14 protein-coding genes are annotated in these 14,211 nt (G+C 32.1%); 12 read left to right on the top strand and 2 right to left on the bottom strand.

From position 1 onward, the window contains the following. The first annotated feature begins 443 nt into the window (after positions 1–443). The 3 genes from AB1414_06785 to AB1414_06775 all read left to right on the top strand — a co-directional run bounded on the left by AB1414_06785 (position 444) and on the right by AB1414_06775 (position 3,840). Positions 444–656 (top strand): DUF262 domain-containing protein, encoded by a 213-nt coding sequence (locus AB1414_06785; protein ID MEW6607147.1) that lies wholly within the window; start codon positions 444–446, stop codon positions 654–656. Positions 657–666: 10 nt separating this feature from the next. Then, positions 667–1,023: a Fic family protein gene (locus AB1414_06780; protein ID MEW6607146.1), complete on the top strand. Its 357-nt coding sequence runs from the start codon at positions 667–669 to the stop codon at positions 1,021–1,023. Between the two features lie 744 nt (positions 1,024–1,767). Next, positions 1,768–3,840 (top strand): alpha/beta fold hydrolase, encoded by a 2,073-nt coding sequence (locus AB1414_06775; protein ID MEW6607145.1) that lies wholly within the window; start codon positions 1,768–1,770, stop codon positions 3,838–3,840. Between the two features lie 387 nt (positions 3,841–4,227). Here AB1414_06775 and AB1414_06770 read toward each other — a convergent pair whose 3' ends face one another. Then, on the bottom strand, positions 4,228–4,425 hold the full coding sequence (locus AB1414_06770; protein MEW6607144.1) for a rhodanese-like domain-containing protein: 198 nt from the start codon (positions 4,423–4,425) through the stop codon (positions 4,228–4,230). Positions 4,426–4,519: 94 nt separating this feature from the next. Continuing rightward, complete coding sequence (locus AB1414_06765) at positions 4,520–4,744, bottom strand: rhodanese-like domain-containing protein (GenBank protein MEW6607143.1); 225 nt, start codon at positions 4,742–4,744, stop codon at positions 4,520–4,522. Between the two features lie 92 nt (positions 4,745–4,836). On the opposite strand from AB1414_06765, the gene AB1414_06760 reads away from it, so the two are divergent. From AB1414_06760 to AB1414_06720, 9 genes are all read left to right on the top strand, one after another. Further along, a complete protein-coding gene (locus tag AB1414_06760; protein ID MEW6607142.1) occupies positions 4,837–6,066 on the top strand; it encodes a Fic family protein in 1,230 nt (409 codons plus the stop codon). Positions 6,067–6,805: 739 nt separating this feature from the next. Beyond that, positions 6,806–7,324 carry a hypothetical protein gene (locus tag AB1414_06755; GenBank protein ID MEW6607141.1) on the top strand — a complete coding sequence of 173 codons (519 nt, stop codon included), beginning with the start codon at positions 6,806–6,808 and terminating at the stop codon, positions 7,322–7,324. A gap of 155 nt (positions 7,325–7,479) precedes the next feature. After that, positions 7,480–8,334 carry a hypothetical protein gene (locus AB1414_06750; protein ID MEW6607140.1) on the top strand — a complete coding sequence of 285 codons (855 nt, stop codon included), beginning with the start codon at positions 7,480–7,482 and terminating at the stop codon, positions 8,332–8,334. An 806-nt stretch (positions 8,335–9,140) separates the two neighbouring features. After that, the gene (locus AB1414_06745) at positions 9,141–10,409 is read left to right on the top strand and encodes a GNAT family N-acetyltransferase (protein ID MEW6607139.1); all 1,269 of its coding nucleotides are present in this window, start codon (positions 9,141–9,143) and stop codon (positions 10,407–10,409) included. 56 nt (positions 10,410–10,465) lie between these two features. After that, positions 10,466–10,783, top strand: a complete 318-nt coding sequence (locus AB1414_06740) for a type II toxin-antitoxin system RelB/DinJ family antitoxin (GenBank protein MEW6607138.1) — start codon at positions 10,466–10,468, stop codon at positions 10,781–10,783. Next, the gene (locus tag AB1414_06735; protein MEW6607137.1) at positions 10,783–11,472 is read left to right on the top strand and encodes a Fic family protein; all 690 of its coding nucleotides are present in this window, start codon (positions 10,783–10,785) and stop codon (positions 11,470–11,472) included. Before AB1414_06740 ends, AB1414_06735 begins: the two co-directional genes overlap by 1 nt. Before the next feature lie 273 nt (positions 11,473–11,745). After that, positions 11,746–12,534 (top strand): prolipoprotein diacylglyceryl transferase family protein, encoded by a 789-nt coding sequence (locus AB1414_06730; GenBank protein MEW6607136.1) that lies wholly within the window; start codon positions 11,746–11,748, stop codon positions 12,532–12,534. 52 nt (positions 12,535–12,586) lie between these two features. After that, positions 12,587–13,387 (top strand): CPBP family intramembrane glutamic endopeptidase, encoded by an 801-nt coding sequence (locus AB1414_06725; protein MEW6607135.1) that lies wholly within the window; start codon positions 12,587–12,589, stop codon positions 13,385–13,387. Between the two features lie 274 nt (positions 13,388–13,661). After that, on the top strand, positions 13,662–14,211 hold a 550-nt coding region (locus AB1414_06720; GenBank protein ID MEW6607134.1), incomplete at its 3' end, for a hypothetical protein.

The following is a 14,211-nucleotide window of genomic DNA, read 5'->3' as shown; positions in this document are numbered from 1 at the left end:
TCCTGATGTTTAAATAGATGATCTATATATTTTTCTTTTTCATTGATGATCTTGTGATAGTTGTCTCTCATATAGATTAAGTTTTTCTTTAAAAAAGCAATACCTGCACTTCTAACATTTCTTTCCATTGACATTTGCTTTACCTCTTTCTTTGCCTATTGCATGACTATTTGCATGACTATCGTCCTTGCATTCTGCCTATTGGATTCTAAGTTTTCTCTATTATATACAAATTGACAATTAATTCAAGCGATTATTGAATTGTTTGATAAAAATCTATCATACTAAAGTTTAAATTACTCAATCGAATGTCTTTAAAGACAATAAACAGGAAGCAATTCTGGTATCCTGTATCAAAGAAGAAATAAATAATTGACATCAATTGTGTTACAATGTTTTTAAACACTACGTTTAACATAAGAGTTATTGAGGGAGAGACGATTATGGATGCTAATAATTTAACAATGACCAAGATTTTTGATAAAACAGAGAAATTAGTGATTCCATTTTTCCAGAGATCCTATGTCTGGAAAGAGGAACAATGGGAAAGATTGTATTCAGATATGACCTATGTATCAAACAATCAAAGACCTTATTTTCTTGGATCTATCATCTTAAAAGCGACACCATCCATCAAAGGAGAACCAGTACTTTAAAACTGAGTGGATATTACTGAAGAAAGAAGACTTCATTCATTTATTTACTCGAATGATTGCAGATATTTTGAAAGTACACCTATTTAGAGAAGGGAACACAAGAACAGTTGCAGCGTTTGCTTACCTATTTTTAAAGCAATATGGGTATGATTTCAATGTTAGACTCATTTCTCATCACGCTAAGTATTTTAGGAATGCCCTTGTGATGGCTTCATTAGGTCAGTTTGTAGAGTATCAATATTTGCAAAGCATATTAGTTGATGCTGTATCAAACAAAGTAGATATTGATAATAAAGAAAAATATACTCAAATTAAAGATTACCACATGGATCAATACAAATATGCATATCACAAAGCAAAGCGATGAAAATAGATGTATAAGCTTCTAATCATCTTTTCGGCACCACTTTCTGAATAATTAGTTTTTGTAGAAAGATCATTGAAGTTCAATGGTCTTTTGATTTGCTATAAAAAATACAATTCTCTGATACCATTAGTTAAAATCCTAATCACAAACTTCAAGGTTCAAATGCACCTGCTTTATTTTTTCACTAGTAAATTTTGCACCTCACTCTCTTATAAAAAATCTAAACCTCGTATAATGATTGAAATAGCAAGATGCTTGATATATTTGAATAATGAATTGAGACAAAACTGTGATACTATGAATCACTTCTAAATCAAAAATCGACGCATCTGAAACATTGTACAATATAATAGTTTAAAATGGCGATATTCTTTAGTTATCAATAATGTGAGCCAAATCAATGAAAATTTATTTGATATGTTAGGTATAATACTTTAAGATCTTAAGAAAAATATGGATTTTTCGAGTCATATTACATAGAAATATTTCTATTTTAGGTTCTTTTATTTTTTTGCATATCAGCAAACTAATTGAATGTAGGTTTGCTCGATGATTTCAATTGAATGAACCCGTTTTATTCCCTCGAGTTATATTGACATTCAATCCATCTGGTGCTATAATGGCGGTATCAATCTAATGTAAGCGCTTAGAGTTTAGAGCAAAGCCAAAAATCAATTTTTTTGGATGTGCTCTTTTTTTAGCGATTGCAGGAGTGAGAAATTCGGTAACGAAAGGGAGAAAAAAATGCTTAAAAGATTTTCGAGACCAGTCATCTGGTTGGTGGCACTATTATTAGTGATTATGGTTTCAAGTTTTGCTGCATCATTGGTTCAAAACTCTTTCTTCTCTGTTAAAGTAGACAAGATTAGTTTTGAGACAGAACGCGGTGAACTCTCGGGCTACCTCTACATGCCTTCTAATGTAGATGATTCTAATCCAGCCCCCGCAGTTATTCTTACTCACGGGTATTTGAATAACGCAGAAATGCAAGAAATTGGTGCGATTGAATTATCACGTCGAGGATTTGTTGTGTTAGCGTTTGACATGTATGATCATGGAGACTCGACTTGGGATACTCCTGCTGCATTCAACTTCTATGTCAGAGCAGTCTATGATGCAGTTCAGTACATGTATGATCAAGATTATGTCTTAAAAGCCGGAAATGGTGACGGTATGATCGGTGTAAGTGGTCATTCCATGGGTGGGTTCTCATCCAGTTACGCAGTTGTTTTCGACGAAATAGATTTCGCTACTAATGGCTATCGCAAGATTGCTGCAGCACTCCCCATAGGTGCAGATTTTAGATATATCGGCGTTGCTGATGTACCCTCTTATTTTGGACCTCGCTCTGCAGGTGTTGTAGCTGCTCATTGGGATCAATTTTTCTTTGATAATGTCACTCCTTCAACAAGCGGTTCATTGCGATATAAAGATTTTGTCAAAGACCCTGTAGGACTTGAATTCTTAGGCCGCACTGATGAAGGGTCAGCGGATGCCAACCAATGGTATGATAGAGATGGTGGACAAAGAGTAATCTATACACCAGATGAAACTCATCCTCAGAACACATGGTCAATTGAAACTGGTGCGAATATGATTGAATTCTTTACCACATCATTTGAGTATCAATTAGATGCACATAATGATCTAGACACATTAAGTGCATATGGAGTGAATACTGAAGTTTCAGGTCAAGTTTGGTGGCTAAAAGAAGTTTTCACACTCATCGCTTTAGTGGCATTATTTGTAATGATTTTTCCAGCGTTTGTATTATTAACCAAAGCTCCGATATTTAAAAAGATTTATCAATCAGCATCAACAAATACTGAAGTTGTGGTCGGTGAAACCAATAAGCATCTTCATCAACTCAAATGGCTCATTGCTATCTTAGCAACACTCGTCGGTGCATTCTATCTCAATATTTTCATGGATCGTCAAGCAGTCGGTTTGACCTTACTTGCGAAGACCATGCACTATATTATAGGTGGTGTATTCGTCGTTATCATTTTAGGATGGGTTGCTGCTTTAATTAAGCAAGATGATACAACAACTAAGTTAGCTCAAAAGATCACATTGGGAAGTGCAATCATTATTTTCATTGCATTGGCATATCGTTGGTTATTAATGAATCCAACCTTGTTTACCAAATCATTTTATTGGAGTGCACCATCGATTAACACGATCGTTTATTGGGCAGTTGCTGCTGGTGGATTGCTCCTTCTTGTGACATTTGCTACGACACCGATTTTCAACTTTAACAAGAACGTTGAAAACCCATATGGTCTAAAAGCATCTTGGATGCAAATCCTTATGAGCTTTATGACAGCAATGGTTCTTGTCATCGGATTCTTCTTATTAATTGGTATCGTTGAATGGATTTTCTTGACAGACTTCAGATTCTATACATATGCGATTAAGATTTTCAATTCACAACAATTTGTCGCTGCATTGCGCTATATTCCTGCATTCTTCATTTATTATTTTGCAGCAGCTATAGCAGTCTACGTCAATACAAAAGGTGTTAAATCTTGGAAAGGTGATTTGCTTTCTGTATTCCTATTAGTAGGGCCTGTTATTTTCTTCTTGGTTTATCAATATTTTGTCCTCTATAATACTTCAGTAGCTCCTTTCCCAACATTTACACTTTCTTCAATACTACTCATTGGGCTTATCCCAACACTTTCCGTAGCTGGTATTATCATGAGACGATTCTCTGAGAAGACAGGAAACATCTGGACGTCTGTATTCTTTACTACAACATTCTTTACTTTAGTTGCATTAGCGAACACTGCAGTTTACTTATTGTCATTTAGATAATCGAAGTATTCAAATCGATTAAGCTCACATTCATGTTTTGTTGGATGTGAGTTTTTTTGTTTCTTCAATAAAGTAAGAAGATCACGATTAGTGTCATTCTGTTTGTTTTTTACAATTAGTGTTTTCATGATTAATTTTTTTTCGACATAATTTTTACACATCATTATTCTTTTCCAAGTGTCAATTTCATCAAAAAAAGACTCATTTGTTCAAGATCAAGTACCATCTTTTCTTAATCTTATAGTATTGAGCCCTTTTTAAGATCATTAATTGAATATGGGCCACTCAATTGAGTTTCTATGATATTTATGATTTCTAAGAAAGAAAACCCTATCTAGATGATATGCAAATGCACATCCAGATAGGGTATTTTCATATCAGCTTTAATTAAACAGTGATTTCTCCAGGATAGGTAATAATACCTCCAGAGACATTACTTACTTTATAGCCTTGTTCATCTAAATATCTTGCGACCATGAATGACCTTGATCCTGTTAGACAGATCACATAATAGTGGTCCTCTTTATTGATCAAGTTTATGTACTTTAAGAAGTTTGAAGTTGGCATATTGATTGAACCCGGGATATGACCTTATTCATATTCATAAATTTCACGACAATCAATGACTTTCGCATCATTAGCTTTTATTTTTGATAGTAATTCTTTTGTATCTACATTTTTAAACATATGTGTTCTCCTTTAACATCTTTGAAATATAAGTATAGCCACCATCTAGATTGTAGACATCATAGCCTTGGCTTTTTAAAAATTGTTCTGCATTATAGCCCTGAATTCCAGTATCACAGAATGTAATAACTTTCTTATCTTTGGGAATCATGGTATACATGTCTGTGATTTGGTCTAAAGGAATATTGATTGCGTTTGGTAGTGTCCCTTGAGCCATACTTTCAAACATGGATTATATGTAAACAGTATTGTAAACATGTATATTGACATGCGGTAAACAATATTGTAAACTATATTTGAGGTGTTAGTATGAGCGTTTATGAGAAATTTAAGCAAATATGCAAAAAATTAGATCATTATCCTACCCAATCGGAGCTGATCTATAAGTTTGGCCTAAATAGAGAAGATTTAAAAGAAATATCTTTGGAAAAATACAGGGATGATGAGTATCAAAAAACGCCACTAGAAAGTCCAACTGGAACTCATTTATTATATTGGAAAAATGAAAAAATCGTGATGCATTTTCAAGGTAGTCAAGACCTTATTAGAAACTCGGAGATGAATCAATTCTCCGATTTTCGTAATTCGGAAATTCTTAATGGATTCGTTTTTTCGGAAATTGAGTCGAGCTTGGCAATCGAAGGTATCAGAAGTACACGAGCACAAATCGAAAAACTTGATCAAGCAAATTATGAAGATTTAGATCAACTAAACGATATCATTGTTAAAAATATGCTTTTAGGCTATGAGTTTGTAAAAGGACATGACATCACCGAAGAAAACATCTTTCGGCTCTATAAGATATTATCAAAGAAGTGTTTAAAGGATACTGAACAATTAATTCCAAACGCCCTTTATCGTCATGATGAAGTGAATATCGTGGATGGTGCCAATGCGGTTGTAGATCGTGGTGTTGACTGGAATTTATTACCAACATTAATGAGCCAACTCATCGACTTTATGAACAAAGATAAAATGTATGAAGAACATTTGATTGCCTCTCATATTGTTCATTATTATCTCGTCTATCTGCACCCCTATTTTGATTACAATGGTCGTATGGCCAGAGTTTTATCATTTTGGTATAATCTCAAACACGCTCCATCATTGAGTTTATTGTTGGTAAGTGAAGCTATCAATAACAGAATCCATAAACAAGGTTATTATAATGCCATTATGAATTCAAGGAATGCAGGAAACGACATCACGTATTTTTTGGAGTATATGGGAGATATCGTGCTTAAATATTCGAAAATTTATATCAATTTCTATAGCATTAAAGCTCAACTCAAAGGAAAAGGACTACTTCTAACTAGAGCTTTAGAGATTGCTTTAAAATATGTATTAGCGATACCTGTAACAGGAGAAGGCTTTTTTGATTGGAAGGACTATAAAGATTTTTCTCATGACTCATTTAGTAAACAGTATTATCTAAGACTATTAAATGACTTAACGGAACTTCAAATTTTAAAGGTTATAGAGCATAAAAAATCAAATCTTTATCAATTAAATGCAGATCTTTGGGATCTGATACTATAAATCAATAATTGACAAGTCAATTCAAGACAATTTCTGCGGCTTTGTTAAGCTAATCATAAGCAGAAATATATGTATAAACTTCGAGTCATCTTTTCGGCACCATTTTTTGAATAATCAGTTTTTGGAGAAAGATCATTGAATTTCAATGGTCTTTTGTTTTTAAAGCTATGTTGAATAGTTGCTTTTTGAATCAACTAGAAGAAATGTAATTCATGAATTTCAAGGGTGAAAAGATATGATTTAAATTTCATTCGAACCCATGGAATTCAAGGTTCTCCATCTCATCAAAAATGGTGCTACTGGAATCAGTTACAGTTCTTTACTTTATCAAGTTTTCTCCAATAAGTATAATATGTTATAATTACTCTAATGAATAGGATATATAGAAATTATATAAGAGGCTAGAATACTAGCAAGTATTTCTAAGGTATCTTCAAAAAGTAACTCGTTGACGTGGATCAAATCGATAATACTTCATCCGTAGCCATTTTCATGCCTTTATTAAATGGATTCTATTTTAATTCTTTCTTTTTTGACTCACGGACATATTTTGAAAAATTGAAATCAGTAATTTATGAAATCGGACACTCTTAGGGCTTAATGAATTCACTACAGATCAGTATCGAATCTTACCGATTAATGAAGAACCAATAGATGTTATGCATCAAGGATAAAGATCACTCACCAGAATCGGGCAATGTGATCGATTAGTATATCTATATAAGTGGGGAGATTTTTTATGAGAAAAATCATGAGACTATTCATTTTAGGATTGACAAGTTTAATGCTCCTTTCTTGCAAAGCAGATGATATGACATTTGAACAAGAATTACAATATGACAATATTGTAGCTATTGTTCAAATCGTTAGTAACGAGGGCACTTATCTTCAGGATAAACAAAAAAGAATAGATTTCCAAATAACGTTCATTGAGGTACTTAAAGGTGATATCACTGATATTACTACATTAACTTTATTGCATTCAGATGATAAAATCATGAGAAGTTATTGCGTCTTACAAGGTAATGATTTGTTTCATGATTGTTATAATGAAACAACAGAAGAATATGTTGAAATTGGACAATTTTACATCATATCATCGATTTATTCGAGAGATTCAGATAATGCTTTAGCGGGAAGATATATAGAAAAATTGGAAGGATATGACATATCTTTATCATATAGAGATCAATCAGATAAAATAAATGCCATTATTAATCGGTATACTCGTGTATTAGAATCAGATGAAGTATACTAATGAATCAAAAAGAACGGGAATTCAGAAGAAAATATATTTTCAATTTTGATTTAAGAAGACATCTTTTGTCTTGTCATAACCAAGTTTGTGTTAGTTTTGAAGTAGACTAAGCGTTTGTTAAACAGAGGGTATAATTTAAAAGGGGAGATAGAGATATGAAAACTTTTATTTCATTGAACGCTAAATCAATATTAATGTATGCATTTATAATCACAACAGCATTTGTAATTGAAACTTTGGCAATTATTGATAGCAATCCTATGATGTATATTATACCGATTGTTATAGTGTGGATGATATTTGCTGGATACATGACCTTATTTAGCAGATGCAAATTTATTAAAGATGAACTCATCGTATTTGGTGACTTTTTAGTTCAAGAGAATAGTCGAATTCAAAAAAAACATAAAATTAAGTTGAATGAAGTAGAAGCTTACAGACGTGAGGTTTTACCCAGTGATGTCGATTCATATTTTAATCCAATTAAGTTATCTTACAAAGCAAGACAACAATATCTATCATTGTATGGCTATAGCACAATGGAATGCATCACTTTTTTTCTTAAAGATGGAAAAAGGGAATGCTTAATCACCAATCGCTATTCAAAAAAACAAATCGCAGAAATCAACTTATTATTAAAACAAAAAATTTCTAGGTCTAGTTTCGATATTGATTACAATTCAATAAATAGCGATAAAAAAGAAAAAGTTTCAATTCAAAGATTTAAATATCCAAAATATATAGTTCTTTTCATGATATTGTATACTGTAACATTTGGAATATTTGCTATTCACTCATGGAACCTAGGTGGCGATGCAATTAATGGATATGTTAATGGAAATGAACATTTTGTGAGTTCACATGGTACGGATACATTAGTTACCTATCAAGAATGGATTTTAAACTACTATTTGGGAATCGCTATGTTTATATCAGCTGCACTGCTATTTCCTTCAGTATTTATATACCATATAAAAAACTGGTTGAGTATGAGAAGCAAAAAGAATTAGTGTCACTCAGGGATCTTTAGCTATCATATTTAAACTAACACGGGGAATTTATAAGCATAGCTTAACTCGAAACTATGGTGCTAAAAATTGCAAAAACCTTTAAATCTTGGACAGTATAGTAATTGGGATTTGATGCCAAGGAGTGTACATGTTGAAATGATGGCTTTATATTGGGATAAACACAATAAAGTATATGTATAAACTTCGGGTTTTCTTTTCGGCACCACTTTTTGAATAAGTGATTTTTTGAGAGAGATCATTGAAGTTCAATGGTCTTTTGTTTTTGTGGTCGTACAGAATGGTCACTTTTAGAATGCATAACAAAAAATGTAAAACATGAATTTCTAAGGTCAAAAGAGGTGATTTGAATTTGAGTCTCACCCATGAATTTCTAAGAGTTATACCCCAAAAATAATGTAAATAGTCTATTATTTGAAGCGATACGTGAAATAACTAAAACAGTCATAACTCTCCTAGTCTTTTTAATGACATAAAAACAAGGAATCAGTTATTTCGAAACAAAAACAATGATAAACGATTCAAAATGAAACGACAATATAATCTATTGTTGCAAGCTTCATTTATCTAGAAAGGAAATTGAGTTTGTTCACACCACTTGTTTCGACTAAAAAAAGAACGAATAAATTATTGTCGACCGAATTTTCGAACGAATCATAGAATATCATTGATATTATTTTATCGAAATGAGCTTTTTTGATATATTGAAAAAACAAGAAATTATATACTTAGCAAATCTTATAAAAAACCAGCCTTCATGTTATGATTGATATAAAGAGGTGTGCGATATGTTTGAAGTATGGAGTAAAGATAAAATAGCTAAATTATCAATCAAAGAAAAAGAACAATGGTTCGATGTTTTAAATGACAAACTAGAAGAGGATAGGGAAATATCCTTAAATGATCCAGAGCTATTTCAAAAGCAAAAAGAAATAAAATATGATTATATGAAGTATCTTGAAAGTTGTCCGAATCGTAAAGAATTTTACAAATACTATATCTACAAAGATCAAAATAAAATCATAAGCGTTTGTCGCATCAACGTTTATGAAGGCAAACATTTACTTGAGGGCTTGCAGACGCATAGAGATTATTATCATATGGGGTATGCAAGTAGGTTGATTCAGGGAATGATTGATGAATTAAAAAAAGATGGCATTAAAATGCTCTACTCAGAAGCAAGAGTTTGGAATGATGCTTCAAATAATTTGCAAACCAAATTAGGGTTTATTAGATATGGCGAAGAAAATAAGAATTATTTGTATAAACTTGATTTAGCTCAAGTATTTTACTGTTTAAATAGGGGGATAGATATCTTTGGAGAAGCATACGGGAACATGTATAGAAACGATTTGCATGATAAAGCTTCAGTTGACTATAAACTGTTGGAAAACATGATCCTTTTAAACAAAAAATCGCATAAATTTCTATATGATGATTATTTACCAAATATCAATCAAAATACTAAAAGGCATGAGTTGTACGCTTTTGCACAAAAATTTAAAGCTGATCATGATATAAAAACGATTGAGAATGTTCTTTCTTTCACTAAAGATATTGTTGAAACATTTAATGTGCCTTTCAACGATATGTTTTTTGGTGGAACTGAAAAAGAGATCATGGATCGTGGGACCGATTGGTGTACTGATATATCAAGGGTTGGTTGTGTTTTATTACAATGTTTAAATATTCCATGTAGAATGGTTTATCTGGCAAACATGAAATACGCTTATAATGGACATGCGGTTTGTGAATCGTTTGTAAACAATGAATTTATTCTATGTGATTTCACTTATGGTGTGCACGGTATAATAGGGAAAAATCATTCTATATTCAACTTGATTAATAATCGAAATAAAGTTCAACACATATATAATGACTTTTGTATATCGCAAGAAATGACAGACTATTTTCTAGGTATGTTTTCAAGCGCAGGGATAAGCGATTATGATGCGATGGGAAATTATCTTTATACAACTACAAAAGCTAATGAATATTATAAAAAATTGATGACTATTGAACAGGATGGGCAATGGAAAATGGGAGAAGACAAATAGTCTTAAACCTTGATTATGTGTATCAAATGTGATACAATACTATTGAGGTGGATTGTATGAGAAATGATGTTATTCATGTCAGAGTTTCTGATGATTTAAAGAACAATGTTGAATCGATTCTAAGTGATTTGGGGATTACTTTATCCTATGCCGTTAATATATACTTAAAGCAAATAGAATCTAGAAGAGGCATTCCTTTTGAAGTGGTTTTACCAAGTCAAGAGAAAGCTAAAGAAATTGAAATGCTAGCAAACGCGATTAATTTAACTGGTGGGAAAGAAGTATCTTCTTATGCAAATCGAATACTAGGCTTATACGCTCAAGACTTGATTGATTATGAAACAGCAGTATTTGCACTTGGAAGAAACTTATAATGAAAGATCCATATATTTACAAAGACTCTGATGTTTTAATCAACAAAGCTAATATTAAAGATAAAGACAAACTTGATGAGTTTGAGAACCGTATGACAAATCTTGCTTTGATTTCATTAATCAAAAGTCCATTAAAGATTAGTACTTCAAGAGATATCTTTAAAATCCATCAGAAGTTATTTGATAATGTTTATAATTGGGCTGGTGAACCAAGAAAAATTGATATTTATAAAGGTGAGCCTATCATTAATGGTAAGAGCGTTGAATATACAACACATAAGAGTATTATCAACGAATTGATTCATATAGATCATCAATACTTTAAAACTGAGTGGATACTACTGAAGAAAGAAGACTTCTTTCATTTATTTACTCGAATGATTGCGGATGTTTGGAAAGTACACCCGTTTAGAGAAGGGAACACAAGAACAGTTGCAGCTTTTGCTTACCTATTTTTAAAGCAATATGGGTATGATTTCAAAGCTGGACTAATTTCTCATCACGCTAAATATTTTAGGAATGCTCTTGTGATGGCTTCATTAGGACAGTATGCAGAGTATCAATATTTACAAAACATATTAATTGATGCTGCGTCAAACAAAGTAGATATTGATAATAAAGAAAAATATACTCAAATTAAAGATTACCACATGGATCAATACAAATATGCTTATCACAAGGCAAAGTGATGAAAATATATGTATAAACTTCGGGTCATCTTTTCGGCACCATTTTTTAATGAACTGACTCCATAAAGTTGGAGAGAAGGTATATCTATGATACCCGACCTTGAACAAAGGAGTCTTTTATTTTTTACTTTGAAAAAAACAGCAATAAAAAGATGCAATAGCTTAATAAACACAGAGCACGAATAATCCTATCCATTCAACAAAACGAACAAACAAAGTTACCATGATTTCACTTTATTCTATGATAGAATGGTGTTACAAGGAGTTGATGACATGTATCCATTTTTATTCCCTGAGTTATTTAATTATATGATTCCGATGTACGATTTACTTGTTTTCATAGGTGTCCTTAGCATGATTATCTATGTGGTTTATCGTCTAGATCGCTATGATAAGTTTACCAAACAGCAAACAAATCGGATTGTGATTTTGATTGTGATTAGCTTAGTGATGGCGTTGGCATTCTCTTTTTTGTTGGATGGCATTTTCCATTCGATAAAAGAAGGTGAATGGACCTTTGGGACCGTCAGTTTCTTAGGAGCGCTGATCGGAGGGTTTACATCATTCTTATTATTGATGAAATATTTCTATAAAGATGACAATAAAGATATGCGAAAGATTGCGAATACATTGATTACAGGTGTTGTATTAGCACACGCTATAGGCCGTATTGGTTGTTTCTGTGCAGGATGTTGTTTTGGTATTCCAACCGAATCTTTTCTAGGTGTTTTATTCCCTCATGGACATGCACATGATCTTTATCCAGGAGAAACGGTTTACCCCACACAGTTATTTGAAGCAGGATTCTTATTCATATTATTCTTTTTACTCAATAAGGTTTCATTCTTTAAGCATAAAGAGCTTGAGGTTTATTTAGTTGGTTATGGTGTTTGGCGTTTTATAATTGAGTTTATTAGAGGAGATGAACGCGGTGTCTTTATTCCTCTTATTGAAACAAAGTACAACGTATTTCCAACACCTTCACAATTTATTAGCCTACTTATGATCTTACTAGGATCTTATTTGATTTACCGTTATATCCATAAAGTTAAGAAGGTTTGACAGGTAAAAATCGTGTTTTCAACCTCATTTCATTGAAGAAAGATAGACAGACATGAAAAACGAATCACCATTTTCTAACGTTCAAAAGATGATTGTGATCACTTGTATGATTCTTGTGATCTTTTTTCAATTCGTTGATTTAACTCATCTAGGATATATTAAAGATGTCAACATGATCACAAATACTATCACGAGATTTTCTGCAGGGACCTTATTGGTACTTGTCTTGATCAGGTTTGGAAGAAGAGATCTTTTATCATTTTCAAATGTAAAAAAATCACTTGTGTTGATGATTCCTGCTTTATTGATCGCGATGAATAATTTTCCTATCAGTGCATATTTTAATGGAAGAACAAATTTAACTGAACCTATCTATCGTGTGATCCTTTTTTTCATCGAATGCTTGAGTGTCGGTTTTTTTGAGGAAGTCTTATTTCGAGGTATTCTTTTGATTGTTCTGGTTGAAAAACTTGAGCATGTCAAAGGCGGTACGTTGATTTCTATTCTCATATCATCACTCATTTTTGGACTCCTACATCTCGTTAATCTTTTTGATGGTGCAACTCTAGGAAGCGCATTGCTTCAAGTGGGTTATTCCTTTTTGATGGGAATACTGTGGGCAACACTGTATCTGAAGACTGGAAATTTATGGCTTGTGATGATCTTACACGCCGTCTATAATTTCTTTGGACAAGTGATGTTTTATTTAGGTACAGTTGAAAACAGATATGATAATCTAACACTTTTTATTACATGGATTTTTGCAGTTTTATCTGGTATCTATGTCACCATATTACTAAGAAATGATAGGATAATATTACATCGAGGAGTAAGTGAAGAACGTGAAGTATAATATCTAAACCTTATTTTAAACTTTATAGATTATTCAGTTTTTCATTTACACAAAATATTTTACGCTATGATTAAATCATCAGTCGTTTAGTAATGATCATAAAAAAATGTTATAATCATGATAAATGGACATCTATGGGGGACAATGAATTGGAAATAGTACAAAAAAATGTATTATCATGTCTTGGACATAAATACATTTCATATAAATCTTTTTGCATTAAATATTTACCAACGGCAAGATTGATGTTAACCATGATTAAGGGGTTGGTTTGATGAAAAAAATCTATATTTTATTTTTGATCTTGTCGACAATAATCTTCACTGGGTGTGCGAAGAGAGATTTAGAAAATCCTTATTTTGATAATTCGAAAAAGGATACTTTCCTAGATGCATATCTCTTATTTACTGAGTATTTAGAGCGAGTTAAAGATCACCATATCGAATATTTTCCTCTCAGTGATTCTGAAAGAGCTTTGTATGATGAAGATGCCTACATCAATACTGAATTATTAAGTAAAGATCAAATTTATCGTCACGAGTTTTATAATTATCACCTAAGTGATGATCGTTCGTATATGCTTGATTCACAAATCTACACCATAATTGAAACAAAATTATATAGAAGTTCAGAGAAATGCAAGTACATCACTGAAGGAAAGCAATGTCTTGTTACCGAACGAGCCGATGATAATCAACTTTTAAAGTATGGATTAATCTATTATATGGAAGACGATCAATTATTCATTGATTATATGTACACAGAATATATTCACTCAAGTTCTTATGTGTACATGAATAGATACACGTTTTATTTTTACCAAG

The sequence above is a fragment of the bacterium genome (assembly GCA_040755795.1).
In the GTDB taxonomy this organism is placed as follows: domain Bacteria; phylum UBA9089; class CG2-30-40-21; order CG2-30-40-21; family SBAY01; genus JBFLXS01.
This window is presented reverse-complemented; position numbering and strand designations above follow the sequence as displayed.